The organism is Nocardioides iriomotensis, from assembly GCF_004168035.1.
Classification (GTDB): domain Bacteria; phylum Actinomycetota; class Actinomycetes; order Propionibacteriales; family Nocardioidaceae; genus Nocardioides_B; species Nocardioides_B iriomotensis.
Genome location: NZ_SDPU01000034.1, coordinates 178,073 through 204,016, shown reverse-complemented (window position 1 = coordinate 204,016; position 25,944 = coordinate 178,073). Strand labels below are relative to the sequence as shown.

Here is a 25,944-nt window from a genome sequence, read left to right as displayed (position 1 = left end):
GCCCGGATCGGGGGTGCGGAATGGCAGGATGGCCGACATGGAGTCGGCGTTCTGGGACCGTGTCGTGGCCGAGGGCCACAAGGTCCCGACGGACCGCTCCCTGGCCGACCTGACGTCCGAGCTCACCGCCATGCTCGGCGACACCGACCCGCGGCTGCGCGACGGGATCGCCTACGAGGTGCTCGCCACCTGGGTGTCCGAGGGCGTCTACGACGACCTGCTCCAGGGCCTCGGCGACGGCATGGCGGCCGGCCTCATGGTCGGGATCGGCGAGCGCGGCACCGACACGGTGTTCCGGCGCAGCTTCAGCGCGCTGATCCTCGCCGAGTGCGTCTCCCGCGACACCGAGATGCGCGTCGTACCCCCCGACACGATCCTGCGCTGGGGCGACCGGGCCGCGGGCTGGCTGGTGCGCGAGCGCGACGTGCGCGGCTACGTCCACGGCAAGGGCTGGGCGCACGCCGTGGCCCACGGCGCCGACGTGCTGGCCACGCTGGCCCAGTCGCCCGCCCTCGGCCGCCTCGAGCTCACCGTGCTGCTCGACGTGATCGCCGACCGGGTGCTCAGCGAGTCCGACCGGCTGCTGCACGGCGAGGACGACCGGCTGGCGCTCGCGACGATGCAGATCCTGCGCCGCGACCTGCTCGGCACCGACGTCGTCGACCCGTGGCTGGCCCGGCTGGCCGCCAAGGCCCAGCCCGACTTCGAGCGCGCCAGCGACCCCTACGCCGTCGCGGGCAACGTGCAGCCGTTTCTGCGGGCGCTGCACCTCCAGCTCGCGCTCGCCCCGAAGCCGCCGGCGCAGCGTGCCGACCTGCTGCTGACGCTGATCGACCACCTCAAGCTGGCCAACCCGCACTTCTTGGGCTGATTCGTCCGGAAGGCCGGTACGAAAAGACCGTTCGCCGCACCGGAAATACCGTTGAGCGACCCCCTCCGCGGGTACTCCCTCTGCGAGGGTGCCCGTCACTACTCTCGCGCGGGCGCTAGTTCTCGGAGGTGATTCGCCATGTCTGACTCCCGTCCCCCGTCGGGCGCAGCACCGTCCACCCGACCAACCTGGACCGTCGTGGGCGTCCTGCTCGCCGTCGGTGCGGTCGTCCCGCTCCTGGTGTGGATGTACGACTCGGAGACCCCCGCCCTGGGTGGCTTCCCGTTCTTCTACTGGTTCCAGTTCCTGCTGATCCCGATCGTCTCGGGCCTCACGTTCCTCGCCTTCAAGCTCAGCGAGAACGCGACGGCACGTGACCGGGCAGCCCGCCGCAAGCAGAGCACGAGCGGAGGGTCGCGGTGAACGACATCAACTGGGTCGAGCTGTCGATCTTCCTGTTCTTCTTCCTGCTCGTCACCGTCATGGGCTTCCTGGCCTCCCGGTGGCGTCGCGCCAGCGCCCTGGACAACCTCGACGAGTGGGGCCTGGGCGGCCGTGGCTTCGGCACGTTCGTCACGTGGTTCCTGATCGGCGGCGACATCTACACCGCCTACACCTTCGTCGCGGTGCCCGCGCTGCTGTACGCCGGCAACATGGTCGGCTTCTTCGCGGTGCCCTACACGATCGTGCTCTACCCGATCATCTTCGTGTTCCTGCCGCGGCTCTGGTCGGTCTCGCACCGGCACGGCTACGTCACTCCGGCCGACTTCATCCGCGGCCGGTTCGACTCCAAGCCGCTCGCGCTCGCGGTCGCGATCACCGGCATCCTCGCGACGATGCCCTACATCGCGCTGCAGCTCGTCGGCATCCAGGTCGTGCTGGAGGTCATGGGCATCGGCGGGCAGGGCGACTCGTGGCTGGCCAAGGACATCCCGCTGTTCATCGCCTTCGCGGTGCTGGCGGCCTACACCTACTCCTCCGGCCTGCGCGCACCCGCCCTGATCGCGTTCGTCAAGGACACGCTGATCTACATCGTGATCATCGTGGCCGTCATCTACATCCCGATCCAGCTCGGCGGCTGGGACGTGATCTTCGGCAGCGCGAGGGACTCCTTCAACTCGTTCAACGCCGACAACGCCGACGCGATCGCCGCCGGTGCGGCGTCGCCGAAGGGGCTGGTGCCGGTCGAGGCGCTGCACTGGGCCTACGCGTCGCTCGCCCTCGGGTCGGCGCTCGCACTGTTCATGTACCCGCACTCGCTCACCGGCGTGCTCGCCTCGGCGAGCCGCAACGTGATCCGGCGCAACGCGGCCCTGCTGCCGGCGTACTCCTTCCTGCTCGGCCTGCTCGCCCTGCTGGGCTTCATGGCCGTGGCGGCCGGCATCCAGGTCGACAACGCCCAGATGGCGGTGCCGGAGCTGCTGCGGGAGATGTTCCCGCCCTGGTTCGCGGGCGTCGCCTTCGCGGCGATCGGCATCGGAGCACTCGTGCCCGCGGCGATCATGTCGATCGCGGCCGCGAACCTCTGGACGCGCAACATCTACAAGGCCTACCTCAACACCGAGGCCACCCCTGCGCAGGAGGCGAAGCAGAGCAAGCTGATCTCGCTGGTCGTCAAGTTCGGTGCGCTGTTCTTCGTGCTCGGCCTGCCGAGCGACTTCGCGATCAACCTGCAGCTGCTCGGTGGCGTCTGGATCCTGCAGACGTTCCCGGCGATCGTGTTCGGGCTCTACACCCGGTGGTTCCACCGCTACGCGCTGCTCGCCGGCTGGGCGGTCGGCATGGCCTACGGCACCTGGACCGCCTACCTCGTCGAGGTGCCCGGCGACCCCGGCAGCCACTTCGGCGGCTCGCTCGCGGTCGTGCCCTTCACCGAGGACGTCAAGGGCTACATCGCGCTGACGGCGTTCGTGATCAACCTGCTGGTGGCGGTCGTGCTCACGCTGGCGTTCCGGGCGCTCAAGGTCCCGGCCGGCCAGGACCACACCGTGCCGGAGGACTACAAGGCCGACGCCGGCGACGAAGGGGTCGAGGACCTCGACGTCGACGAGCTGTCGACCGACACGCCCACGCGCTAGCACCACCACGGGCGGGGCTCCCCTCGCGGCGGGCAGGCTACTACCCGGTAGCCTGCCCGCCATGAGCGAGATCACAGCCACCGAGGCGGACGAGCAGACCGACGCGGTTCCGGAGGCGCACGGCGGCGAGCACGCCGTCGCGGTGGCCGCCGCCCACGGCGTGGACACCATGTTCACGCTGTCCGGCGCGCACGTGTTCCCGATGTACGACGGCGCGGTCAGGGCCGATCCGCCGATGCGGATCCTCGACGTCCGGCACGAGCAGACCGCCGTGTTCGCGGCCGAGGCGATGGGCAAGCTCACCCGGGTCCCCGGCCTCGCGGTGCTGACCGCCGGCCCGGGCGTCACCAACGGTGTCAGCGCGATCACCCAGGCGCAGTTCAGCGGCTCCCCGCTGGTCGTCGTCGGCGGCCGTGCACCGGCCAACCGCTGGGGCATGGGCAGCCTCCAGGAGCTCGACCACCCGCCGCTGCTCGCACCGGTGACCAAGTCGTCGCGCACCGTCCACACCGTCGAGGCGATCCCGACCGCGCTGCACGACGCGTTCACGCTCGCCGCCGCCCCGCACCGCGGCCCGGCGTTCCTCGACGTGCCGATGGACCAGTTCTTCGACAAGACGGCCGCCGAGACCCCGGAGGTGGACGCGCGGCGCCGGGTCGAGCCCGACCCCGACGCGCTCTCCGAGGTCGGCGCGCTGCTCGCCGAGGCCCGCCGCCCCGTCCTCGTGCTCGGGACCGACGTGTGGGCCGACGGGGCCGAGGAGGCCGCGCTCCGGATCGTCGAGACCCTCGGGCTGCCGGCGGTCACCAACGGCATGGGCCGCGGCGTGGTACCCGGCGGGCACCCGCTGCTCGTCACCAAGGCCCGCGGCACGGCGCTCGGCACGAGCGACCTCGTGGTCGTGGTCGGCACGCCGCTCGACTTCCGGCTCGGGTACGGCGTCTTCGGCGGCAAGGACGGCGCGACGCCGGCGCGCGTCGTGCACGTCGCCGACTCCCCCGCCCAGGTGTCCGGCCACGCCGACCTCGCCGCGTCGGTGGCCGGCGACCTCACGCTCGCGCTCGACGGCCTGCTCGCGGCCGTCCAGCAGCAGCTGCGCAAGCCCGACTGGACGGCGTGGGTCGAGGAGCTTCAGGACGGGGTCCGCGCGGCCGTCGAGCGCGACGCCGGCCTGCTCGGCGCCGAGGCCGACCCGATCCACCCCGCCCGCATCTACGGCGAGCTGGTCCCGCGGCTGGCCGACGACTCCGTCGTGATCGGCGACGGCGGAGACTTCGTGTCGTTCGCCGGCAAGTACGTCGAGCCCAAGCGGCCCGGCGGCTGGCTCGACCCCGGCCCCTACGGCTGCCTCGGCGCCGGCCTCGGCTCGGCCATCGCCGCCCGCCTGGCCAGGCCCTCGGCGCAGGTCGTGCTGCTGCTCGGCGACGGCGCGGCGGGCATGTCGCTGATGGACGTCGACACGCTCGTCCGGCACGACCTGCCGGTCGTGATGGTCTGCGGCAACAACTCCGCGTGGGGCCTGGAGAAGGGGCCGATGCAGATGATCTACGGCTACGACGTCGCGGCGGACCTCGCCCCGCAGACCCGCTACGACGAGGTCGTCAAGGCGCTCGGCGGCGGGGGCGAGACCGTGACGGACCCGAAGCAGATCGGCCCGGCCCTCGACCGCGCCTTCGCCGCCGGCACGCCGTACCTCGTCAACGTGATCACCGACGTCGAGGCCGCGTACCCGCGCAACACGTTCGGGGTCTGACGCGCCGATGAGCATCCTCGTCCGCCCCGCCCACCCGCACGAGCTCGGCCGGGCGGGCGAGCTCACCGTCGAGGCGTACGACGCCGACGGGTACCTCGTCGAGGACGACCCGTACCTCGACCGGCTGCGCGACGCCGCCGCCCGCGCCGCCGAGGCCGAGGTGTACGTCGCGATGCTCCCGGAGGCGCCGGACCACCCGGTCGGGACGGTCACCTACTGCGTGCCGCCGTCGCCGTGGACCGAGCTCGCGCGCGAGGACGAGGGTGAGATCCGGATGCTCGGGGTTGCGCCGTCCGCCCGTCGCCGCGGCGTCGGGGAGGCGCTGGTGTCGGCCTGCATCGAGCGGTCCCACGAGCTCGGCCACACCGCCGTCGTGCTGTCGAGCCTGCCCGTCCAGGTCGCGGCGCACCGGGTCTACGCCCGCCTCGGCTTCCGCCGTACCCCCGACCTGGACTGGTCGCCGCTGCCGGACGTCGAGCTGATCGCGTTCCGGCTGGATCTCTAGAGGCGGCCGAGGAACCGCCCGCGGTCGACGACCACCCGGGTCACCTCGCCGTGCCCGACGACCTTGGTGGTCTCGCCGACCGCGTGCTCGGCGACGACCTCGAAGCGGACCAGCCGCCCGTCCACGTACGACGTCGTCGCCGTGACCGTGACCGTCGCCCCGACCGGGCTGGCGGCGACGTGCTCGAGCTGCACCCGGGTGCCGACGCTCGACGAGCCGGCGTCGACCTCGGCAGCGATCGCCGCGCAGGTGGCCGCCTCGGCCCAGGCGAGCAGGCGCGGGGTGCCGAGGACCGGCAGGTCGCCCGACCCCAGCGCCAGGGCGGTGTCGTCGTCGGTGACGGTGTGCTCGAGGGTGGCCGACTGCCCGGTCGCGATGGTCATCCCGCCATCTTGCCGCGGGGCCGATTTCCGCCCGAACGGGGACCGGTGCGACAATGGGCGCGAGCCCTGACCGTCACGGTCGGGGCGCATCCGCGTTGAGGAGGACACCATGGGTAAGACCGGCCGCAAGCGCCGCGCCCGCAAGAAGAAGGGCGCCAACCACGGTAAGCGCCCCAACGCCTGAGTCGTAGGCGTTCTTGCGCGGACCGCGCACGCAGAAGCAGAAGACCCCGTCGCCCAGCAGGGCACGGGGTCTTCGTGTGTCACAGCGTCTCGCGCTGGAGCGTCCTACTCGGTGCGCGTCTCGTGGATCTCGACCTGGACGGTGCGGATCCGCATCAGCACCTTCTCCCGCAGCGTCTCGGGGGCGTGCTCGCTGCAGGAGCGCGCGACGAGCGCCTTGACGGTGCGCTCGAGGTCGTACTTCTGCAGGCACGGCAGGCACTCGTCGAGATGATGCTGGATCTCGTCCTTGTCGGCGTTCTTCAGCTCGTTGTCGATGAAGTCGAAGACGCGGTCGAGCACCTCGACACAGTCCTTGTCGTGGGGGTTGCCACAACTCACGACGCACCCCCCGAGCGGCCGGCGCTGGCCGCGGACAGTCCGCGGTTGCGGGCGTAGTCCGAGAGCAGCTCGCGCAGCTGCCGGCGGCCCCGGTGCAGCCGGGACATCACGGTGCCGATGGGGGTGTCCATGATCTCGGCGATCTCCTTGTACGGGAACCCCTCGACGTCGGCGAGGTACACCGCCAGCCGGAAGTCCTCCGGGAGCTGGGCCAGGGCGTCCTTCACGTCGCTGTCGGGGAGGTGCTCGAGCGCCTGCATCTCGGCCGACTTCAGGCCGGAGGAGGTGTGCGACTCGGCACGCGCGAGCTGCCAGTCCTCGACGTCCTCACTCATCGACTGCTGAGGCTCGCGCTGCTTCTTGCGGTAGGAGTTGATGAAGGTGTTGGTGAGGATGCGGTACAGCCACGCCTTCAAGTTGGTGCCGGGCTTGAACTGGTGGAACGCGGCGTACGCCTTGGCGAACGTCTCCTGCACCAGGTCCTCGGCATCTTGCGGGTTGCGCGTCATCCGCATCGCGGCGGAGTAGAGCTGGTCGAGGAACGGCATCGCGTCGCGCTCGAAGCGCTGCGAACGCTCGGCCTCGGTCTCGGTGGCGACGTCCACCGGCTCCACGGCCTCGGGGGTGCCCGGCTCGTCCGGGGTGCTGGTCTGCTCTGTCATCGCCGTCCAGCCTACCGGGAGGGTCGGGTACGACCGGGGCGTCTCGCGACGGGCGTGACGCTCCTCGCAGTCGGGTCCGCCGGGTGGGCAGGTCAGCGTGCCAGGCAAGAACGGCTCCTCGGTGCGTAGAGACACGTGCACGTGCGGGTGGTGGTCACCCGGTCCAACACGTCAGGCGTCGACCTGATTCCCGACGACCTCGCGGACCACCCACTCCAGCGTCGCCTCGACCACGATCAGCAGGGCGTCCTCCTGGCTGATCGCGCCCCGCTTGGGCACCTTGAAGCCGTGGTCCGCGCCCGGGACCACGGCCATGTCGAACCGCTCCGGGAACTCCTCGGGAGTGCCGAACGCGTCGCGCTCGCCCTGGATCACGAGGGTGGGTACGTCGACCGCCTCGAGCTCGTCGAGCCGGGACTTCTCGGGGCGGCCGGGCGGGTGCAGCGGGAACGCCAAGGCGAGGTACGCGGCAGCGCCCATCGTGCGGGCCGTCCGCGCGGCCGAGCGGGCGCCGGCGCTGCGGCCGCCCACGACGAGCGGGGTGCGAACGCGGAGCCGGTCGGTCGCGGCGATGAAGCACTCGTCGAGCACCTCGGGCCGCGCGGCGAGCCGCTTGCCGGCGACTCGCCACGGCTGCTCGACGCGCACCACGGAGATGCCCTGACGCGGGAGCATCCGCGCCAGCGCGTCGAGGTCGCGGGACTCCACCCCGCCGCCGGCGCCGTGGCCGAGCACGAGGGTGGCGATCGGCTTCCGGGCGCGGTCGCGGTGCAGCCGCGCCTCACCGTGCGGGGTCTCGACGGAGCTGACCTCGGTGCTCACGCGTCGTCCCCCTCGGAGTCCTCGGCAGGCAGCGGGTCCAGCAGGTCGGGTCCGTTGTTCCGGACGTTGTTGACCTGGGTCGAGACCGGGTAGGCCTCCAGCCGCCCGGGCGCCGCCGGCACGAGCAGGTCGCGCAGGTCCTCGGGCCCGGCACTGTTGGTCGGGTCGAGCCAGGCGGCGTACCGCTCGGGCTCGACGAGCAGCGGCATCCGGTCGTGGATGTGCCCGACGGCGTCCTCGGCGGAGGTGGTCAGCACCGTGCAGGTCCACTTGAAGCGCTGCGGGTCGTCGTCGTCGCGGGTGGGGTCGCGCCAGATCTCGTAGAGGCCGGCCATCGCCATCACCGACCCGTCGGCGGGGTGGATGAAGAACGGCTGCTTGAGCGGCTTGCCGGCCTTGGTCCTCTGTTCGGTCGGGTACCACTCGTAGTAGCCGTCGGCGGGCAGCAGGCAGCGGCGCTTGGCGAACGCCTGGCGGAACGCCGGCTTCTCGTGGACGGTCTCCATGCGGGCGTTGATCATCTTGTTGCCGATGGCCGGGTCCTTGGCCCAGAACGGCACCAGCCCCCACGACAGCGTGCGCAGCTGCCGCTCCGCGGCGTCGGCGCCGCCCTCCTCGTCGCGTGGGGGTCGCTGGAGCACGGCGTACACCGGCTTGGTCGGCGCGACGTTGAAGTCGGGCGCGAGCGTCTCCTTGACCTCGACCTTGTCGATCTCGAACTCCTCGACGAGGTCCTCGGGCTTCCGGCTCGAGGCGTATCGACCGCACATGTGCGTCAGCGTAGCCAGGCCCGCCCCCGGTACGGCGTGGTTGGATCCGGAGGCATGACAGCACCCACGACCGGCCCCACCATCGGCGTCGTGTCCGCCGGCGCGATGGGCTCGGCGCTCGGCCGCGCCTGGCAGTCGGCGGGCGCCACCGCCGTGACCAGCCTGAGCGGCCGGAGCGAGCGCACGCGGCGGCTCGCCGAGGGCCTCACGGACCTGCCCGATCTCGACGCCGTCGTCGCGGCCGCGGACGTGGTCGTCAGCATCTGCCCACCGGCCGCCGCGTCCGCCGTACTCGACGACCTGCTCGCCGCGGCGCGGCGGACCGGCAGCAGGCCGCTGCTGGCCGACCTCAACGCGCTCTCCCCGGTGGCCGTGGCGGGGCTGGCGGCGCGCGCCGCGGACGCCGGGCTCGACCTGGTCGACGGCGCGGTCAGCGGCCCGCCGCCGCGCCCGGGCGGCGAGACCCGGCTGTACCTGTCCGGGGCCCGCGCCGCCGAGCTCGCGCTCGACGCCGACGGGCTGCGCGCCCGCGTGGTCGGCGACATGCCGGGCGTGGCATCCGCGGTGAAGATGTGCACCGCGTCGGTCTACAAGGGCACCTCGGCGCTGTGGGCGCAGGCGTTGCAGACCGCGCACCACTACGACGTGCTGCAACCAGTGCTGGACGACCTGCGCGAGACGTTCCCGGAGACCGAGAAGCGCGCCGCACGGCTGATCGCGACCGTGGCGAGCAAGAGCGGCCGGTTCGTGGCCGAGATGGAGCAGATAGCGGCGACCCAGGCGTCGGCTGGAGCCAGCGGGGAGCTGTTCGAGGGGATGGCCGCGGTGTACGCCCGGCTGTCCCGGACGTCGCTGGCCGAGCTCACGCCAGAGGAGTCCGCCGCCGTCGACGACCTCCAGGCCGTGCTCGAACGGCTGCGGTAGCGCTGGTCAGGTGCGAGCGAGCTCGTCGAGCAACCGGGTCGCGGAGTCGTGCGTGCCGGGCAGGCCCTCGATCCAGACCCGCACGTCGGCGTCGCCGAGGTCGAGGTCGCCGAGGAAGTCGCGCAGCAGGTTGACCGACGTACCGAGGTCGATGTGCCGGCCCACCACCGCCACCGCGCGGTTGAGGCCCAGACGGCCGATCGTCTCGCCGCCGGAGAACACCGAACGCATCGCCTCGGCGACCTGGACGAGGCGAAGCGCTCGGGTGAACTGGTGCTCGTCGAGCAGCGCGCGACCGCGCACGCGCACCTCGACCACGACCAGCGCGTGGCTGATCTTCACGGGTACGTCGGTCAGCTCGGCGTCGCGGAAGACCTCGGCGAGCCGGGTCCGGACGTGGGCCAGGCTGGTCAGGCCGGTCAGCGGGTCCTCGCACGACAGGTCGTGCAGGTACTCCAGCGTCGCCTCGCTCCAGGCCACCGACAGCGCCTCCGTGGCGGAGAACTCCGGGTCGGAGCCGCGCACGAGCGTGTACGTCGTACGCAGCCCGGACAGTGCCTCTCCCAGGGCGGCACCGTCTCGGGCCACGTCACGACCCACCACGTGGCAGGCCGCTGCGACGTCCCCCCCGGACGCCAAGGCCTCCCCCACCGCCTCGAACCGCAACGGGAGCGACTCCCGCACGTGCTCGGGCAACCCACGGGCCACGACGTCCGAGTCGGCGTCGGGCCGGCGACGCGCAAACGTGAAGAGGGCCATCAGCTGCCCACCTCCGTCTCCGTGTCCCCGAAGCGCTCCCACCAGCGCTCGCCCCGACGCTTCCTTCGGCGATGGAACGGGCGAGGTCGGACGGCATGACGCGATTCTGAGAAGTTTTTTCGACCAATTTCGGTCGGTAACGGTTCCGGGACCACCCCGTCCGCTTCGCCAGGATCGCTCAACTCGGGCACGAATCCGGCCGATCAGCCATGCGGAGGCTCCTCCACCGCTTACCGTGAGCGAAGTCGTGCGCGCCGTTCGGCGTCATGACCTCACTCTCGGGCCGTCCCACCCCTGAAGGCACATGACCGACCTGCTGAGCGAACTCGCGACACCCAGCGACGCCGAGCTGATCTCGAGCGTGCGCGGTGGGGACGTCGCTGCCTACGGGGACCTGTTCTCGCGGCACCGGGAGGCCGCCAACCGGCTCGCGCGCCAGCTCGTGCGGGGGCCCGACGCCGACGACCTGGTCTCCGAGGCGTTCGCCAAGGTGCTGTCCGTGCTGCAGGGCGGCGGGGGCCCGGACGTGGCGTTCCGCGCCTACCTGCTCACCGCCGTACGCCGCCTGCACGTCGACAAGATGCGGGCCGGCGCCAAGGTGCAGACGTCCGACGACATGGAGGCCTTCGACCCGGGCGTCCCGTTCCACGACACCGCGATCGCGAACTTCGAGAGCGGTGCGGCCGCGCGGGCCTTCGCCACGCTGCCGGAGCGCTGGCAGCTCGTGCTGTGGCACCTCGAGGTCGAGGGCAACAAGCCCGCCGACATCGCGCCGCTGCTCGGCATGAGCGCCAACTCGGTGTCCGCCCTGGCCTACCGGGCGCGCGAGGGGCTCCGCCAGGCGTTCCTCACGATGCACCTCAACGACATCTCCGACACCGATTGCCGCTGGGTCAACGAGCACCTCGGCGCCTACGTCCGCAAGGGGCTCTCCAACCGCGACAGCACCAAGGTGCAGGGGCACGTCGACCAGTGCCGTCGCTGCACGGCGATGTACCTCGAGCTGACCGAGGTCAACTCGAACCTCGCCGCGATCATCGCGCCCCTGCTGCTCGGTGCGGCCGCCACCGGCTACCTCGCTGCCGCCGGTGGCGCTTCAGCCGGCAGTCTCGGCCTCGTCGCGGCCCTCGGCCGGGTGCGCGACGTGGTCGTCGCCAACGCCGGGGTCGCCACCGTGGGCGGCGTGGCCGCCAGCGTCGTCGCCGCCACGACGGTCGGCGTGATGATGCTGCCCAGCAGCCCGGAGAAGGTGGTGGCGGCCGACAACCCGGCCACCGCCGAGGTCCCGGCCGCTCCTCCCGCCGAGGCGACCTCCCAGCTCCCGCAGCCGCAGGACGAGCGGAAAACCGAGGAAGCAGCCACCGCGTCGGACGTCCCCGAGACCGAGACGGACTCCCCCTACCTCGTGCCGGTCGAGCTCCCGGGTGCCGACCCGACCACGACGGTCCCGACCGAGGAGCCCACCCCGACCACCGACCCGACTCCCACCGACGAGCCGACTCCGACCGACGAGCCCAGCCCGACCGAGGAGCCGACCCCCACCGGGGAGCCGACCCCGACGGACGAGCCGGCTCCGACCGGCGAGCCGACCCCGGCAGCCGAGCCGGTTCCGACGACGCCGCCGGTGACACCGCCCGTGGTCACGCCGCCCGTGGTCACGCCGCCCGTGGTCACGCCGCCCGTGGTCACGCCGCCCGTGGTCACGCCGCCCGTGGTCACGCCGCCGCCGACCGTGGCGTTCGCCGCGGCGCCCAGCTACAACAACGGCTCCGTGTCGTTCAGCCTCGCCGGTGGCGGCACCCTCCCGAGCACGGTGCGGGTCGACCTCACCCCACTGGGTGGGATCACGTTCGGCTCCACGCTCGGCGACTGCACACCGTGGATCGGTGCCACCGGAACGTCCGTGCTGTGCCCGACCGGCACGACCACGAGCTACGACCTGCCGCTGTCCGTCCCCCTCAACCAGGGCGACACCGTCGTGACGCTCACGCTGTCGGCGGACGGCGTGGACCCGGTGTTCGCGACGTTCAACCACGACGGCGTCACGAACGTCTCCCTGACCCCGCTCACGCCGGCGAACCCGTTGCCGGGAACCGACGGCATGTACGTCGTGAGCACCACGCTGCGCGGCGTCGACGGTCTCGACTACGTCGACCTGGGCGCGACCGGCGCCACGATCGAGAGCGCCAGCGGGTGCGCGATCGAGGGCGGCGCGCTGCGCTGCCCGGACCCAGACGAGGGCCAGATCGTCGATCTCGTGCTCGGCGCGGCGACGGACGTCGAGACGCCGTTCACGCTGACGGTGACGGCTCCGGCGGAGTACGACGAGCTCGCGCCGGGCGACAACTCCGTCGGCACCACCCTGCAGCCCGTCCCGGTCGAGCTCGCCTGGGTGTCGGGGCCGAGGGCCACGCTGCGCAGCGGCAACCTGCACAACGTCGACTTCACGGTGAGCGTCCCCCGCGGCACGACCTCGATCGAGCTCGTCCTGCCGGAGAACCAGCAGAAGTTCGAGAGCCCGGTGCCCGGGTGCGTGCTCACCTCTTCCACGGTCATGACGTGCCCGGTCGCCCCAGGCGCGACCTCGTTCTCCGGCACCTTCGACGCAGTGCTGCCTGCCGGTCGCGGCCCGCTCGTCGTGCGCATCGGCTCCGACGAGATCAGCGCCCCCATCGGCGTCGTGCCCTGACGCTCGACCGGCCCGGCGTGTCCGGCCGCCGATCGGGTATGAAGGTGCCATGACTCCGGTTCGCCTCGTCGCCCGTCCGATGCTCGCGTCGATGTTCGTCCTGGGGGGTGTCAACGCCCTCAAGAACGCCGACGCGCTCGCCGCGAAGGCCAGGCCCGTCATCGACCGGCTCACTCACACCGCCGACCAGGCGACGCCCGACGACGTGCCCGTGACGCGGGACGCCAAGAAGGTGGTCCAGCTCAACGCGGCCGCCCAGATCGGCGCCGGCCTCGCCCTCGCCACGGGACGCGCGCCGCGGCTGAGCGCGATGGTGCTCGCGGCTTCGCTGGTGCCGACGACCGCGGCCGGGCACCGGTTCTGGGAGGAGTCCGACCCGACCACGCGCACCCAGCAGAAGCTGCACTTCACCAAGAACGTCTCCATGCTCGGCGGCCTCCTCATCGCCGCGGTGGACACCGAGGGCAAGCCCGGGGTCGCGTGGCGGGCCAAGCGGGCCGTCACCGACGTCAAGCGCGAGGCCAAGCACCTGCGCCGCGAGGCGAAGCAGCAGGCCAGGCTGGCCGCCAAGTCGGTCACGTCCTGAGCCGCGGCGACCACGCGGGACCGGCAGGCATACCCTCGTGGCGATGAACGACGCACACCACGCCCTCTGGCCGGCGCCGCACGCGGCGAGCCCCGTCGACACCACGGTGTCGCTGCCGGGCTCCAAGTCGCTGACCAACCGCGCCCTGGTGCTGGCGGCCGTGGCCGACGGCCCCGGCGTGGTACGGCGAGCGCTCCGCTCGCGCGACACCGAGCTGATGGCCGCGGCGCTCACCGCGCTGGGCGCCGAGGTCGACACGACCGGCGACGACTGGAAGGTCTCCCCCGGCGCCTGGACCGGCCGCACCACCATCGACTGCGGCCTGGCCGGCACGGTGATGCGGTTCGTCCCGCCGGTGGCGGCGCTGGCCGACGGCCCGGTCATCTTCGACGGTGACCCGCACGCCCGCAGCCGGCCGATGCACGAGGTGCTCCGCGGCCTGCGCGGCCTCGGCGTCGAGATCGACGACGAGGACCGCGGCACGCTGCCGTTCACGGTGCTCGGCACCGGCTCGGTCCGCGGCGGCGAGGTCACGATCGACGCGTCGGCGTCCAGCCAGTTCATCTCGGCGCTGCTGCTGGCGGGCGCGCGCTACGAGCAGGGGGTCGACGTTCGCCACGACGGCAAGCCCGTGCCCTCGCTCCCCCACATCGAGATGACGGTCGACCAGCTCCGGCAGCGTGGCGTGGACGTCGACGACTCGGATGCGAACCACTGGCGGGTCGCGCCGGGCCCGGTGCGCGCGACCGACGTCGTCGTCGAGCCCGACCTGTCCAACGCCGCCCCGTTCCTGGCCAGCGCGCTCGCGACCGGGGGCCGGGTGACGGTGCGCGACTGGCCGGCCCACACCACGCAGGCCGGCAACGCGCTCCGCGAGATCCTGTCGCTCATGGGCGCCGACGTCAGCCTCGGCGACGACGGCCTGACCGTGCGCGGCACCGGGACGATCAGCGGTCTCGACTACGACCTGCACGACGTCGGCGAGCTGACCCCCGTGGTCGCGGCGCTGTGCGCCCTGGCCTCCTCGCCCAGCCACCTGCGCGGCATCGCCCACATCCGCGGCCACGAGACCGACCGCCTCGCCGCCCTGGCCACCGAGCTCAACTCCCTCGGCGGCCACGTGGTCGAGACCGACGACGGCCTGACCATCCGGCCGGCGCACCTCGACGGCGGCACGTTCCACACCTACGCCGACCACCGGATGGCGCACGCCGCTGTCGTGCTGGGCCTGGTCGTCCGCGGGGTCAAGGTCGAGAACGTCGAGACCACCGCGAAGACCTTCCCCGGCTTCGCCGACGCCTGGTCGAGGCTCCTCTAGTGCCGAAGGGCGGCTACGAGCAGTACGCCGAGTACGACCACGAGCGCTACGACCGACCCCGCCGCCACACCCGGCCGCGCACCAAGGACCGGCCCACCTACGACGACGCCGTCGACGGCGTCGTCGTCACCGTCGACCGCGGCCGGCTGACCACGCTCGTCAACGGCCGCACGGTCCTCGCCATGAAGGCCCGCCCGCTCGGCCGCAAGGGCGTCGTCGTCGGTGACCGGGTCCGCCTCGTCGGCGACGTCTCCGGCGACGAGGGCACCCTGGCGCGCATCGTCGAGGTCGAGGAGCGCGCCACCGTGCTCCGCCGTACCGCCGACGACGACGACCCCGTCGAACGCGTCATCGTCGCCAACGCCGACCAGCTCGTCGTGGTCACCGCGCTCGCCGACCCCGAGCCGCGCCGCCGGCTGATCGACCGCGCCCTCGTGGCGGCGTACGACGCCGGCATGGAGCCGCTGCTCTGCCTCACGAAGTCCGACCTCGCCGACCCGGCCGGGCTGCTCGCGGCCTACCGACCGCTCGGGGTCGACGCCGTCGTCTCACAGCGCGACGGCGACCTCTCCGAGGTGCGCGACCGGCTGACCGGCCGGATGAGCGTGCTCGTCGGCCACAGCGGGGTCGGCAAGTCCACCCTGGTGAACGGTCTGGTGCCTGGCGCCGACCGGGCCATCGGCAAGGTCAACGCCGTCACCGGCCGCGGCCGGCACACCTCCACGTCCGCGGTGATGCTCGAGCTGCCCGAGCACGACGGCGCGACCGGCTGGATCGTGGACACCCCCGGCATCCGGTCGTTCGGGCTGGCGCACGTCCAGCCGGCGAACCTGATCAAGGCGTTCCCTGACCTCGAGGAGCTCACGGACGCCTGCCCGCGCGGCTGCACGCACGGGGAGACCGAGCCGGAGTGCGGGCTCGACGAGGCGATCGAGGACGGCCGCACGGAGGCCGAGCGCGTGGAGTCGTTCCGGCGGCTGCTCGCCAGCCGCGAGCGCGCCGAGGGCGACTGACCGCGGGGGCGTCAGCCCCAGACCGCGCGCGACCCGGCGTCGCCGGTGAGCACGACCTGCACCAGCACGACCAGCGCCGCGACGACGAGCACGGCCGGCAGCACCTTGTCGAGCACGGCAGTCCGCGACGTCACTGCGCCCCGGCCGCTCGCGAGCGCCGTCGGGCCGGGCAGCAACCAGGTGCCCAGCAGCGCCAGCACGGCAAACCCGATGATCAGCAGCGACAGCAGGTTGGCGCGCGCCTGGTGCGTGACGACGAGCTGGGCCAGCGCCGGGTTGGCCTCGAGCATCGCCCGCCCGCTGAGGCGCGCCGCCCACACCGCGAGCAGTGCCGCCACCACCGCCGCGGCCGTCGGCCAGCGGGTCAGCCACCGGTACCTCGGCAGCACCGCGAAGACGATCACCAGCAGGGCGGCCAACGGCGTGAACACGACCGCGGCGTGCACGATCAGCGGGTGCGCGGGCAGGCCGGCGATCTCCATGCGGTCACGCTAGCCAGCGCGAGACGCGGCAGTCCGTTCCGACCCGGGAATCTTCAGGTCTTCACAGGTTCCGGCGACGGCGCAGCGGCCGAGCACGGCGGGTGCCCTAGCCTGACCCTCATGCCCCCCAACTACACCGACGACTTGCGGCTTGCGCACGTCCTGGCGGACGACGCCGACTCGCTGACCACGAGCCGGTTCAAGGCCCAGGACCTGCACGTGATGAACAAGCCCGACCTGACGCCGGTGACCGACGCGGACAAGTCCGTCGAGGAGGGCATCCGCCGCACCCTCTCCCGTGCTCGCCCGCGCGACGCGGTGATCGGTGAGGAGCAGGGCTCGACCGGCTACAGCCAGCGCCGCTGGGTGGTCGACCCGATCGACGGCACCAAGAACTTCGTCCGCGGCGTCCCCGTGTGGGCCACCCTCATCGCGCTGATGGTCGACGACGAGGTCGTCGTCGGTTGCGTGTCCGCGCCGCAGCTCAACCGCCGCTGGTGGGCGTCCAAGGACGGCGGCGCCTGGACCGGCCGCTCGCTGCTCAACGCGTCGACGTGCCGGGTCTCCGACGTCGCCTCACTGGAGGACGCATCGCTCTCCTTCTCCTCGTTCAGAGGGTGGGAGGAGGCTGGCCGGCTCGACGACTTCATGGCGCTGTCGCGCCGCACCTGGCGCACCCGGGCGTACGGCGACTTCTGGTCCTACATGCTCGTCGCCGAGGGCGCCGTCGACCTGGCCGCCGAGCCGGACCTCGAGCTCTACGACATGGCCGCGCTCGACGTGATCGTGCGCGAGGCCGGCGGCCAGTTCACGTCGCTCGCCGGCACGCCCGGACCGACCGGCGGCAACGCGCTGGCCAGCAACGGCCGTCTCCACGACGCCGCGCTGTCCTACCTCGGGTCGGTCTCCGGCGACGACGAGCCCGCCGAGCCCGGCCACCGGGGCGGCTCGGTGCACGACCTCAGTGCGCGGCGGCGTCCTCCGGCTCAGGACGAGCCGATCCCGGAGCTGGACGAGGACGAGTGAGCCGTCCGGTCGCGCGGAGGATGTACGGCGCGAGCAGCAGGCCGGCCAGGTCGAACCAGCCGTAGCCTCCGGCCGCACCCGACGGCGGGTTGCCGATCGTGACCCAGCCGGTGAAGTCGTGGGTGCCCCACGCCCAGGTGCCGAGGTGCGTGCCTAGCAGCTCCAGCCAGCTCACGACGACGAACGCGCCGACGTACACCTGCTTGGACGGGCCCCACGCCAGGAACCCGGCCAGGCACACGAACCAGAACGCCCCGAGCGCGTCGGGGCGGTCGGCCAGGAACAGCCCGTACGCCGCCCACCCGCCACCGACGACGAGCACGAGCAGCTCGGCCGCTCGTAGCCGTCGCTGCACGAACGCGGCGTGCCCCAGCGCGAACGCCGAGAGGTAGACCAGCCCGTGCCCCGGTGGGACGTACGCCGGCACGTTGTCGAAGCGGTAGGTGTAGACCTCGAGCCCGGCGCTGAAGGTGTACTCCACGAGCGTCGCGAACGCGACGACGACCGCGGTCTGCGCGCGCACCATCGGTGAGACCCGGCGCAGCGCGACCAGCAGCACGACCCAGGTCAGCACGCCGAGGCCACGCTGCAGCCACAGCGTGCCGTCGCCGCCGGCGCGGTCGAGCCCGAGCACGACGCTCAGCCAGCCCATCATCAGCAGGCTTGCGGGAGCGCCCAACCGGTCGAGTTCTGTCTTCATGGCGGGACCATCCTCGCAGCCTCCTACCCACGAGTTCGAAATGTGACTAGCGTGGTGGAGCACACGGGGCCACCGTAAAAGCACCGTCGAGATCGGGAAGCGGAGGTCGCACGATGCGCATCCACGAGGTTCTGTCCGGCAAGGGGAGCCAGGACGTCGTCACCATCAAGCCGGACGCCACGGTGCGCGAGCTCATCGCGCTGCTGGCCAAGCACAACATCGGTGCGCTCGTCGTGAGCACCGACGGCAGCACCGTCGACGGGATCGTCTCCGAGCGCGACGTCGTCCGTCGGCTGCACGAGCTCGAGGCCGTCGTGGACCTACCGGTGTCGGACATCATGACCGCCGATGTGCAGACCTGCACCGGTGACGCCAGCGTGCACGAGCTGATGAAGGTGATGACCGAGCGGCGCTTCCGGCACCTGCCCGTCGTCGCCGACGGCCGCCTGACCGGCATCGTCAGCATCGGCGACGTGGTGAAGCACCGGATGAGCGAGCTGGAGTTCGAGCGCGACCAGCTCGACCACTACGTCCACGGAGCCTGACACCGCGGGTGGGCGGCTAGGGGGACGTCTCCGGCAGGCAGCTCGCGAGCCGAACGTGTACCTGGTGCGCGCGGCCGGGCGGCTGGTCCGGCAGCACCCTGACGTGCGCTGACCGGGCGCCCGTAGGCTGGGCCGGTCCCCAGCCGACCGAAGGAGACGTGAGCCGCATGGCCGACAAGCCCGAGATCGAGTTCCCCGGACCCGACGCCCCGAACGACCTGGTCGTGACCGACGTCCACGAGGGCGACGGCGACGAGGCGGTGGCCGGCAAGCAGGTGCTGGTGCACTACGTGGGTGTCGCGCACTCCACCGGTGAGGAGTTCGACGCCTCCTACAACCGCGGTGAGCCGCTGGCGTTCCGGCTCGGCGTCGGCCAGGTCATCTCCGGCTGGGACCAGGGCGTGCAGGGCATGAAGGTCGGCGGCCGGCGTCAGCTGGTGATCCCGCCGCACCTCGGGTACGGCGACCGCGGCGCCGGCGGCGTCATCAAGCCGGGCGAGACGCTGATCTTCGTCGTCGACCTGGTCGAGGTGCGCTGAGCGCCGGCCCTCAGGCCAGCCGCACCGACTCGCCGCCGACGCTCACCACGTCGCCGCGCACGAGCTGGCGCCCGCGCCGGGTCTCGAGCTCGCCGTTGACGTAGACGCGTCCCGACTCGAGCAGCGGCTTGGCATCGGACCCGGCGTCCACGAGATCGGCCAGCTTGAGCAGCTGGCCCAGTCGGATCGTCCGCTCGCGGATGGGCACGATGCGCACGGTCATGGCGCGATTGTCACACCAACTGCGTCGCGGCGTGGATCAGCACGCCGACGAGGCCACCCACGATCGTGCCGTTGATCCGGATGAACTGCAGGTCGCGACCGACGTGCAGCTCGATGCGCGACGCGGCCTCGCGGCCGTCCCACCGGTCGATGGTGTGGGTGATCACCGTGGTCAGCTCGCGGCCGTAGCGGTCGACCACGAACACCGCCAGGTCGGCCGCGTGGCCGTCGAGCCTGCGGCGCAGGTCGGGGTCGGCCAGCAGCTGCTGCCCGAAGTGGGTCAGCTCCTGGCGCGCCCGCACGCGCAGCGGACCCTCGCGCTCGGCGAGGGCGTCGAGCAGCGCGGACCGGAACGCCTTCCACAGCGACGTCGCCGTCACCAGGATCTGCGGGTGGTCGAGCACGCGCAGCTTGAGCTGCTCGGCGCGCGCCTGGGTCGCCTCGTCGTGCAGCAGGTCGCGGGCCAGGTCGGCGAGCATGCTGTCCAGCGCGAGGCGGGCGCGGTGCCGCGGGTCGTTGCGGATGTCGGCGATCCAGGCCATCAGCTCGAGGTGGATGCGCCGGCTGACCCGGTCGTTGACCGAGTGCGGCGACCACCAGGGCGCACGCTCGCCGACGATGTCGGTGAACGTGTCCTCGTTCTGGTCGAGCCAGCCGTAGGCCTCGTCGAGCGCGAGGTCCACCAGGCCGTGGTGGGCGCCGTCGCGGACCACCTCCTCGAGCAGGCTGCCGGCGACGGGGCTGATCGGCTCCTCGCGCAGCCGCGGCAGGATCGCCTCGCCGACGAGCGAGGCCATGTCCTCGTCCTTGATCCGCGACAGCCCCAGCTGCAGGACCGAGGCAGCCTCGTCGACGACCCGCCGGGCGTTGGCCTCCTCGACCAGCCAGCCGCCGACGCGGCGGCTGAGCTCGGCGACCTCCAGGCGCTCGCGGATGATCCGCTCCTGGAGGAAGTTCTCGCCGACGAACTCCTCCAGGCTGCGGCCCAGCATCTCCTTGCGCCGCGGGATCAGCGCGGTGTGCGGGATCGGCAGGCCGAGGGGGTGCTTGAACAGCGCGGTGACCGCGAACCAGTCGGCGATCGCGCCCACCATGGACGCCTCGGCGCCGGCGTTCACGTAGCCCCAGAAGCCGTCGAGGTCGAGCGTGACGACGTACACCACGGCGGCGAACAGCAGCAGCCCCACGGCGACGGACCGCATCCGGCGCAGGCCCCTGCGGCGCTCCTCGTCGAGCTCGGGGTTGGCGGTGATCATCGGGACGGACATCAGCGTCGAACGTACCGGACGGGGTGCCGTCCCCCGGTTACCGCGGAGGCTCGCTGACCGCGTGGTCGCCGACGAGGAGGGTGGGCCGGATCCCGGGTACGACGGACACCGCGACCCGCGTGCCGGCCGGGTAGCGCACGGCGTGGGTCTGCCACGACCGCAGCGTGCTGCCCGACGCGAGGCGGACGGTGTGCAGGACGAACGCGCCGTGGTACTCGACGGCGACGACCTCGGCCCTCGCGTCCGGGTCGGGCGCCAGCGCCACCTCGTGCGGGCGGAGCACCACCTCGACGTCCACGTCGACGTTGCCCCACCCCGGCACCGTGGACACCACGCCGATCTCGGAGGTCAGCAGGGCGTCGTGCACGTGGGCGGGCAGGAAGTCCGCGTCGCCCATGAACGACGCCACGAACCGGGTGGCCGGCGACTCGAACACCGCCTGCGGGGTGTCGGCCTGCTCGATGACGCCGTCGCGCATCACGACGACGCGGTCGCCGGTGGACAGCGCCTCGGTCTGGTCGTGGGTGACGAACAGGGCGGTCGTGCCGGTCTCGCGCAGCGCACCCACGGTCTCGGCGCGGACCTGCGCGCGCAGCGTCTCGTCGAGGCTGCTGAACGGCTCGTCGAGAAGCACCACCGCCGGCCGCGGCGCCAGCGCCCGGGCGAGGGCGACGCGCTGCTGCTCGCCGCCGGACAGCTCGTGCGGGTAGCGCTTGGCGAGGTGGCCGAGCCGGACCAGGTCGAGCATCTCCCCGACGCGGGCGCGCTGCTCGCCGCGCGGCAGCCGGTCGATCCCGAACGCGACGTTGCGCGCGACCGTCAGGTGCGGGAACAGCGCGTGCTCCTGGAACACCAGCCCGACGCGCCGCTTCTCCGGCGGCTGCCACCGGCGCCCGTCGGCGACGGTCTCGCCGGCGATCGAGACACAGCCCTCGTCGGGCCGGTCGAGGCCGGCGACCAGCCGCAGCGTCGTGGACTTGCCGCAGCCGGACGGCCCGATCAGCGTCAGCAGCTCGCCCGGCGCGACGTCGAGCACGAGGTCGCGGGCGGCCGTCGTGGCGCCGTACCTCTTGGTGACCTTGTCGAGCCGGAGCGCCGGCGTGTCAGCGCTCACGCGCGTCCCTGCGGTCGGTGGCGCGGATCTGCCGGAACAGCACGTAGACGGGCACGGTCGCGGCCGCGACGATCACGAGCGCCGGGAGAGCCGCCTTCTGCCAGAAGTTCTCGGCGGCGAGCTGGTAGACCCACACCGCAACCGTAGTGAACCCGAACGGGCGGAGCAGCAGCACGATCGGCAGCTCCTTGATCGCGTCGATCGTGACCAGCACGAGGGCGACCGCGACGCCGGGCCGGACGAGCGGCAGGTGCACCCGGCTTAGGACGCCGAGCGGTCCCGCGCCGAGGCTCATCGCCGACAGCGTCATCGACGGGGCGATCTTGGCGAAGCTGGCGTCGACCGCCTGGTACGCCGGGGCGAGGAACCGGACGAGGTAGGCGTAGAGGATGCCGAGGACCGAGCCGGTGACCAGCAGGCCGGTCCCGTTGGGCACGCCGAGCGCCTCGAGCGCCCGGTCCGCCCACGCGAAGACGAGCAGCACGCCGATACCGACGACGGCGCCGGGGACGGCGTACCCGAACGTGGTCACGGACGCGGCGGAGCCGACCACCCGACCACCGCCGATGCGGACCGCGTGGCTCATCACCAGCGAGAGCAGCACGCAGCCGGTCGCGGCGATCGCGGCGACGGCGAGAGAGTTGGCGAGGTACTCGCCGAACCGCTCGTCGACGAACGCCTCCGGGTCCGCCCGCGCCTCGGCGACCGCCCAGCCGACCAGCCGGATCACCGGAACGACGAAGCCGGCGGCGAGGGCGAGCAGGCAGGCCAGCGTCGCGGCCCAGCCGTGCGCGCCGGTGAGCCGTTCGGCGGGCAGCCCGGCGCCGCGGCCGCCGCGCTGGGTGAAGCGGGCCCGGCCGCGCATCAGCCGCTCCCCCGCCAGCACGGCGACGGCGAACACGAGCACCAGCGCCGAGATCTGGGTGGCGGCGTGGAAGTCGTACGAGCCCTTCCAGACCAGGTAGACGCCGACCGAGACGGTCTTCACGCCGAAGTACTGCACCGTCGCGAAGTCGGTGAGCACCTCCATCATCACGATCGCCAGGCCGGCCGCGAGCGACGGCCGCGCGAGCGGGACGACCACCCGCCAGAACGCCCGTCGGCGACCGGCGCCGAGGCTGCGTGCCGCGTCGTACGTCGTCGGCGACTGCTCGACGAGCGCGGCGCGCGCCATCAGGTACACGTACGGAAAGAGCGACAGCGACATCACGACGATCGCGCCCGGCAGCGAGCGGACGGAGAACGCGACCGCGTCGCCGAGCACGTCACGCAGCAGCGACTGGACGGGACCCGCCGCGTCGAAGGTGGAGAGGAAGACGAAGCCCAGGATGTACGCCGGCATCGCCAGCGGCAGCACCAGCAGCCACACCAGGACGTCGCGCCCCGGGAAGCGGTAGGCGGTCACCAGCCAGGCGAGGCCGCCGCCGACCACCAGCGTGCCGAGCCCGACGCCGGTCATCAGCAGCAGCGTGGTGACGACCATCCCGCCGAGCCCGCGCGGCATCGTCGCCTCGCGACCGTTGAGCACCCCGTCGACCACCACGGCGATCACCGGGCTCGCCACGACCAGCGCGACCAGGAACGTCACGAACGACCACGCCGGACGGCCGGACCCGGCTCCCCGACGGGCACGCGTGCGCGGCCCCGGGACCGGGGCCGCCGTGACTGTCACTCGTATCCGACTTCGGCGAGCAGCTCGGTGGCCTCGGGATTGAGCGACCCGTAGGCCTTGGCGTCGACGGGCATCGGCGTGAAGTCGCCGAAGCCCGCGATCACGTCGTCGGGGGCGACGTCGGGGTTCACGGGGTACTCGTGGTTGCCGCCCACGAACGCCTTCTGGCCGTCGGAGGCGAGCCACTCGAGCAGCCGCTGCGCCTTCTTGGGCGCGTCGGACGACTCCGTGATGCCCGCGCCGGAGATGTTGACGTGCGTGCCGGCGCCGTCCTGGCTGGCCCAGAACAGCTTGACGTTCAGGTCCGGCTTCTCGTCGAGCTCGCGCGCGTAGTAGTAGTGGTTGACGATCGCGACGTCGCAGGTGCCCGCGTCGACGGCCTCGAGCAGCTCGATGTCGTTGCTCATGATGTCGACGTCGTTGTCCAGCCAGCCCTGCACGATCTCCTTGGTGCGCTCGCGGCCGTGCAGGTCGATGAGGCTGGCCACCAGCGACTGCGTGTAGGCCTCGGTCGAGTCACGCATGCAGAGCCGGCCCTTCCACTTCGGGTCGGTCAGTCCGGCGTACGTGTCCTCGGTGTCGAAGTCGGCGGGGTCGACGTTGTCCGGGTTGTAGGCGATGGTGCGGGCACGCAGCGCGAGGCCGAACCACTCGTTGCCGGGGTCGCGGTACTCCGCCGGGATCGAGTCCTTCAGGACCTGCGAGTCGACCGGCTGCAGGACGCCCTGCTCCTCGGCGTTCCAGAGGTTTCCGGCGTCGACCGTGACGAACATGTCGGCCGGGCTCTCGTCGCCCTCGGACTTGAGCCGCTCGAGCAGCTCCGCGTCGTCGCCGAAGATGAAGTCGACCTTGAGGCCGGTCTCCTCCTCGAACTCGACGAACGCGTCCTCGAGGTCGTAGTGCCGCGCGGAGTAGACCTGGATGTCACCGGGCTCGTCGCCACCGATGCCGAGGAAGCCGCAGCCGGACACGGTGGCGGACAGGGCGAGCGTCGACGCCAGCAGCAGCGCGGGGCGGCGGACGCGGGGGGACCGGGGCATGACTCTCCTGGGACGGACCATTCGAACTTAGGTGAGCCTAACCAACACCAGTGGCGGGTCGCCACACGGTCCGACGTGGCACTCCCCACGTCATCTGGACGCATCCCACGCGGAATTCCAGGTGTTGAGCGTCCATAACCCCGCGTTACAGCTGGTGTGACCGCCGATTCGGCGCGGGCGGGGACGCGTGGGAGGATGCTGCGCCATGAGCAAGACCGTCATCACCTTCGGCACCTTCGACGTGTTCCACGTGGGCCACCTGCGCGTCATCGAGCGCGCGGCCGCCCTCGGGGACCGGCTCGTGGTCGGCGTCTCGGCCGACGCGCTGAACGAGCGCAAGAAGGGCCGGTCGCCGGTCTTCTCGCAGGCCGAGCGGCTCGAGATCGTGGCCGCCCTGAAGGTGGTCGACGCGGTGTTCGTCGAGGAGTCGCTGGAACAGAAGCGCGACTACATCATCGAGCACCAGGCCGACATCCTCGTCATGGGCGACGACTGGGCCGGCCGGTTCGACGAGTTCAAGGACATCTGCGAGGTGCACTACCTCCCGCGCACGCCGTCGATCTCGACGACCGAGCTCATCGAGAAGATCTCCGACCTCGCCTGACCCGAGGTCGCGCGGGGTCAGCCGCGGATCTTGCGCAGCACGCGCGACGGGAGGGACGCGGCGGCGCCCGAGGTCGCGCCGGCGGCCCGCAGCTCGTTGACCCGCGCCTGCAGGGTGGCGTTGCGCTGGTTGAGCCGACGGGCGGTGCGCGCGAGGTCCGCGATCCGCTGGTTGGCCTCGACGATCGAGCGCACGTGGGCGAAGGACTCCTTGGTCCACTGCAGGTCGCGGGCCTCGACGCGCGAGAAGTCCCAGGCGTCGGGGAAGCGCGAGAAGTCGTCGGCGTACAGCTTCTCGATCGCCTCGCGGACGCCGCCGGCGAACACGTCGCGGTTGGCCGGCAGCGGGGTGTCGTTGGAGTTGCCGAGCGAGACCTCGCCGGTCCAGCCGTGCCCCCGGACGTGGTCGGTGAGGTCCGCGACCATCTGCTTCAGCTCGGAGATGTCGTAGAGGTGCGTGTAGGGAACGGCGTACTCCTGCAGCAGGAACGTCTGCGCGCGGAAGTGCGCGTCGCTCTGGAACACCTCGTGGTCGGGGTTGTCGTAGACGTCGAAGACGAACTTCGCGAAGTCGTCGATGACGTGCTGCGGCTCGGTCGGGATCCGCGGCGCCCAGGGCCGGTCGACCTTGCGCCAGTAGGCCGGGTTGCGCAGCAGGTACTTGTTCTCCCACGCCGAGAACAGCCGCGAGCGTGGGTCGCGCAGCACGGTGAAGATCATCCAGCCGTTCTCGCCGCTGATGGTCGGGCGCACCCCCTCGGGCAGCTCGTGCAGCCGCGGGGTGCGCTTCCACGCGTAGCGGTCGTGGATCCCGGCCTCGCGGTTCGGGTAGAAGCCCGCCGACGGCACCAGGCTGTCGAGGTCCTCCCCGGCGAGCTCGGCCATCAGCCACTTGATGCTCGTGCAGGCGTTCTTGGCCAGGGAGATGTAGAGCAGCTTCAGCTCGGGGATGACGTAGGCCCGACGGGTCGTGCCGAGGATCCGCAGGGAGTCGGCCTCGTACGTCAGGTCGGCCAGGGGAAGCATGGCGGTTAGT

Annotated in this window: 29 protein-coding genes; 15 read left to right on the top strand and 14 right to left on the bottom strand. The window is 72.1% G+C overall.

Features of this window, described 5'->3' with window-relative positions; translation table 11 throughout:
• Nucleotides 1-28: 28 nt before the first annotated feature.
• From ETU37_RS19425 to ETU37_RS19405, 5 genes are all read left to right on the top strand, one after another.
• Nucleotides 29-871: a DUF2785 domain-containing protein gene (locus tag ETU37_RS19425; protein WP_240755840.1), complete on the top strand. Its 843-nt coding sequence runs from the start codon at nucleotides 29-31 to the stop codon at nucleotides 869-871.
• Between the two features lie 138 nt (nucleotides 872-1,009).
• Nucleotides 1,010-1,294 (top strand): DUF3311 domain-containing protein, encoded by a 285-nt coding sequence (locus tag ETU37_RS19420; protein ID WP_129989001.1) that lies wholly within the window; start codon nucleotides 1,010-1,012, stop codon nucleotides 1,292-1,294.
• Complete coding sequence (mctP, locus tag ETU37_RS19415) at nucleotides 1,291-2,949, top strand: monocarboxylate uptake permease MctP (RefSeq protein ID WP_276319699.1); 1,659 nt, start codon at nucleotides 1,291-1,293, stop codon at nucleotides 2,947-2,949. Before ETU37_RS19420 ends, mctP begins: the two co-directional genes overlap by 4 nt.
• A 61-nt stretch (nucleotides 2,950-3,010) precedes the next feature.
• Entirely contained in the window at nucleotides 3,011-4,702 is a 1,692-nt protein-coding gene (locus ETU37_RS19410) for an acetolactate synthase (RefSeq protein ID WP_129989000.1), read from the top strand.
• A gap of 7 nt (nucleotides 4,703-4,709) precedes the next feature.
• Nucleotides 4,710-5,207: a GNAT family N-acetyltransferase gene (locus tag ETU37_RS19405; protein ID WP_129988999.1), complete on the top strand. Its 498-nt coding sequence runs from the start codon at nucleotides 4,710-4,712 to the stop codon at nucleotides 5,205-5,207.
• Here the strand turns inward: ETU37_RS19405 and ETU37_RS19400 are convergent.
• Nucleotides 5,204-5,590: a thioesterase family protein gene (locus ETU37_RS19400; protein ID WP_129988998.1), complete on the bottom strand. Its 387-nt coding sequence runs from the start codon at nucleotides 5,588-5,590 to the stop codon at nucleotides 5,204-5,206. The genes ETU37_RS19405 and ETU37_RS19400 overlap by 4 nt on opposite strands.
• A 109-nt stretch (nucleotides 5,591-5,699) precedes the next feature.
• Between ETU37_RS19400 and ETU37_RS23995 the strand changes: the two genes are divergently transcribed.
• On the top strand, nucleotides 5,700-5,774 hold the full coding sequence (locus ETU37_RS23995; protein ID WP_369759046.1) for a 50S ribosomal protein bL37: 75 nt from the start codon (nucleotides 5,700-5,702) through the stop codon (nucleotides 5,772-5,774).
• Between the two features lie 104 nt (nucleotides 5,775-5,878).
• Here the strand turns inward: ETU37_RS23995 and rsrA are convergent, their stop codons facing one another.
• From rsrA to ETU37_RS19380, 4 genes are all read right to left on the bottom strand, one after another.
• Entirely contained in the window at nucleotides 5,879-6,154 is a 276-nt protein-coding gene (gene rsrA / locus ETU37_RS19395) for a mycothiol system anti-sigma-R factor (protein WP_129988997.1), read from the bottom strand.
• Nucleotides 6,151-6,816: a sigma-70 family RNA polymerase sigma factor gene (locus ETU37_RS19390; protein ID WP_129988996.1), complete on the bottom strand. Its 666-nt coding sequence runs from the start codon at nucleotides 6,814-6,816 to the stop codon at nucleotides 6,151-6,153. Before ETU37_RS19390 ends, rsrA begins: the two co-directional genes overlap by 4 nt.
• A gap of 171 nt (nucleotides 6,817-6,987) precedes the next feature.
• The gene (locus tag ETU37_RS19385) at nucleotides 6,988-7,638 is read right to left on the bottom strand and encodes an alpha/beta hydrolase family protein (protein WP_129988995.1); all 651 of its coding nucleotides are present in this window, start codon (nucleotides 7,636-7,638) and stop codon (nucleotides 6,988-6,990) included.
• The gene (locus ETU37_RS19380; RefSeq protein ID WP_129988994.1) at nucleotides 7,635-8,408 is read right to left on the bottom strand and encodes an SOS response-associated peptidase; all 774 of its coding nucleotides are present in this window, start codon (nucleotides 8,406-8,408) and stop codon (nucleotides 7,635-7,637) included. The genes ETU37_RS19385 and ETU37_RS19380 overlap by 4 nt, the downstream gene beginning before the upstream one ends.
• A gap of 54 nt (nucleotides 8,409-8,462) precedes the next feature.
• Between ETU37_RS19380 and ETU37_RS19375 the strand changes: the two genes are divergently transcribed.
• On the top strand, nucleotides 8,463-9,332 hold the full coding sequence (locus ETU37_RS19375) for a DUF1932 domain-containing protein (protein WP_129988993.1): 870 nt from the start codon (nucleotides 8,463-8,465) through the stop codon (nucleotides 9,330-9,332).
• A 6-nt stretch (nucleotides 9,333-9,338) separates the two neighbouring features.
• Here the strand turns inward: ETU37_RS19375 and ETU37_RS19370 are convergent, their stop codons facing one another.
• Nucleotides 9,339-10,091 carry a hypothetical protein gene (locus tag ETU37_RS19370; protein WP_129988992.1) on the bottom strand — a complete coding sequence of 251 codons (753 nt, stop codon included), beginning with the start codon at nucleotides 10,089-10,091 and terminating at the stop codon, nucleotides 9,339-9,341.
• Between the two features lie 304 nt (nucleotides 10,092-10,395).
• Between ETU37_RS19370 and ETU37_RS19365 the strand changes: the two genes are divergently transcribed.
• The 4 genes from ETU37_RS19365 to rsgA are packed head-to-tail and all read left to right on the top strand — an operon-like array spanning nucleotide 10,396 to nucleotide 15,697.
• Entirely contained in the window at nucleotides 10,396-12,780 is a 2,385-nt protein-coding gene (locus ETU37_RS19365) for a sigma-70 family RNA polymerase sigma factor (protein ID WP_129988991.1), read from the top strand.
• 49 nt (nucleotides 12,781-12,829) lie between these two features.
• Nucleotides 12,830-13,366: a DoxX family protein gene (locus ETU37_RS19360; protein WP_129988990.1), complete on the top strand. Its 537-nt coding sequence runs from the start codon at nucleotides 12,830-12,832 to the stop codon at nucleotides 13,364-13,366.
• A 43-nt stretch (nucleotides 13,367-13,409) separates the two neighbouring features.
• Nucleotides 13,410-14,684, top strand: a complete 1,275-nt coding sequence (gene aroA / locus ETU37_RS19355) for a 3-phosphoshikimate 1-carboxyvinyltransferase (protein WP_129988989.1) — start codon at nucleotides 13,410-13,412, stop codon at nucleotides 14,682-14,684.
• Nucleotides 14,684-15,697, top strand: a complete 1,014-nt coding sequence (gene rsgA / locus ETU37_RS19350) for a ribosome small subunit-dependent GTPase A (RefSeq protein ID WP_206054049.1) — start codon at nucleotides 14,684-14,686, stop codon at nucleotides 15,695-15,697. Before aroA ends, rsgA begins: the two co-directional genes overlap by 1 nt.
• Before the next feature lie 11 nt (nucleotides 15,698-15,708).
• Here the strand turns inward: rsgA and ETU37_RS19345 are convergent, their stop codons facing one another.
• A complete protein-coding gene (locus tag ETU37_RS19345) occupies nucleotides 15,709-16,179 on the bottom strand; it encodes a DUF2231 domain-containing protein (protein ID WP_129988988.1) in 471 nt (156 codons plus the stop codon).
• Between the two features lie 120 nt (nucleotides 16,180-16,299).
• Here ETU37_RS19345 and hisN point away from each other — a divergent pair, with 120 nt between their 5' ends.
• Nucleotides 16,300-17,205, top strand: coding sequence for a histidinol-phosphatase (gene hisN, locus ETU37_RS19340; RefSeq protein ID WP_129988987.1), 906 nt, complete (start codon nucleotides 16,300-16,302; stop codon nucleotides 17,203-17,205).
• Here hisN and ETU37_RS19335 read toward each other — a convergent pair.
• Nucleotides 17,141-17,905 (bottom strand): hypothetical protein, encoded by a 765-nt coding sequence (locus ETU37_RS19335; protein WP_129988986.1) that lies wholly within the window; start codon nucleotides 17,903-17,905, stop codon nucleotides 17,141-17,143. The two genes, hisN and ETU37_RS19335, sit on opposite strands and share 65 nt — an antisense overlap.
• Nucleotides 17,906-18,018: 113 nt before the next feature.
• Here ETU37_RS19335 and ETU37_RS19330 point away from each other — a divergent pair, with 113 nt between their 5' ends.
• Together ETU37_RS19330 and ETU37_RS19325 are read left to right on the top strand one after the other, a co-directional pair.
• Nucleotides 18,019-18,450: a CBS domain-containing protein gene (locus ETU37_RS19330; protein ID WP_129988985.1), complete on the top strand. Its 432-nt coding sequence runs from the start codon at nucleotides 18,019-18,021 to the stop codon at nucleotides 18,448-18,450.
• A 167-nt stretch (nucleotides 18,451-18,617) separates the two neighbouring features.
• Nucleotides 18,618-18,989 carry an FKBP-type peptidyl-prolyl cis-trans isomerase gene (locus ETU37_RS19325; RefSeq protein WP_129988984.1) on the top strand — a complete coding sequence of 124 codons (372 nt, stop codon included), beginning with the start codon at nucleotides 18,618-18,620 and terminating at the stop codon, nucleotides 18,987-18,989.
• A 10-nt stretch (nucleotides 18,990-18,999) separates the two neighbouring features.
• Here ETU37_RS19325 and ETU37_RS19320 read toward each other — a convergent pair whose 3' ends face one another.
• The 5 genes from ETU37_RS19320 to ETU37_RS19300 form a co-directional block, all read right to left on the bottom strand.
• Nucleotides 19,000-19,212, bottom strand: coding sequence for an RNA-binding S4 domain-containing protein (locus ETU37_RS19320; RefSeq protein ID WP_129988983.1), 213 nt, complete (start codon nucleotides 19,210-19,212; stop codon nucleotides 19,000-19,002).
• A gap of 10 nt (nucleotides 19,213-19,222) precedes the next feature.
• A complete protein-coding gene (locus ETU37_RS19315; protein ID WP_129988982.1) occupies nucleotides 19,223-20,479 on the bottom strand; it encodes a DUF445 domain-containing protein in 1,257 nt (418 codons plus the stop codon).
• A gap of 37 nt (nucleotides 20,480-20,516) precedes the next feature.
• Nucleotides 20,517-21,593: an ABC transporter ATP-binding protein gene (locus ETU37_RS19310; RefSeq protein ID WP_129988981.1), complete on the bottom strand. Its 1,077-nt coding sequence runs from the start codon at nucleotides 21,591-21,593 to the stop codon at nucleotides 20,517-20,519.
• Nucleotides 21,583-23,181, bottom strand: coding sequence for an ABC transporter permease (locus ETU37_RS19305; protein ID WP_129988980.1), 1,599 nt, complete (start codon nucleotides 23,179-23,181; stop codon nucleotides 21,583-21,585). The genes ETU37_RS19310 and ETU37_RS19305 overlap by 11 nt, the downstream gene beginning before the upstream one ends.
• Nucleotides 23,182-23,261: 80 nt before the next feature.
• Nucleotides 23,262-24,305: an extracellular solute-binding protein gene (locus ETU37_RS19300; protein ID WP_129988979.1), complete on the bottom strand. Its 1,044-nt coding sequence runs from the start codon at nucleotides 24,303-24,305 to the stop codon at nucleotides 23,262-23,264.
• 205 nt (nucleotides 24,306-24,510) lie between these two features.
• Here ETU37_RS19300 and ETU37_RS19295 point away from each other — a divergent pair, with 205 nt between their 5' ends.
• The gene (locus tag ETU37_RS19295) at nucleotides 24,511-24,909 is read left to right on the top strand and encodes an FAD synthase family protein (RefSeq protein WP_129988978.1); all 399 of its coding nucleotides are present in this window, start codon (nucleotides 24,511-24,513) and stop codon (nucleotides 24,907-24,909) included.
• 17 nt (nucleotides 24,910-24,926) lie between these two features.
• On the opposite strand, the gene ETU37_RS19290 is transcribed toward ETU37_RS19295, so the two are convergent.
• Nucleotides 24,927-25,934 carry a sulfotransferase family 2 domain-containing protein gene (locus ETU37_RS19290; protein WP_129988977.1) on the bottom strand — a complete coding sequence of 336 codons (1,008 nt, stop codon included), beginning with the start codon at nucleotides 25,932-25,934 and terminating at the stop codon, nucleotides 24,927-24,929.
• Between the last annotated feature and the right edge of the window lie 10 nt (nucleotides 25,935-25,944).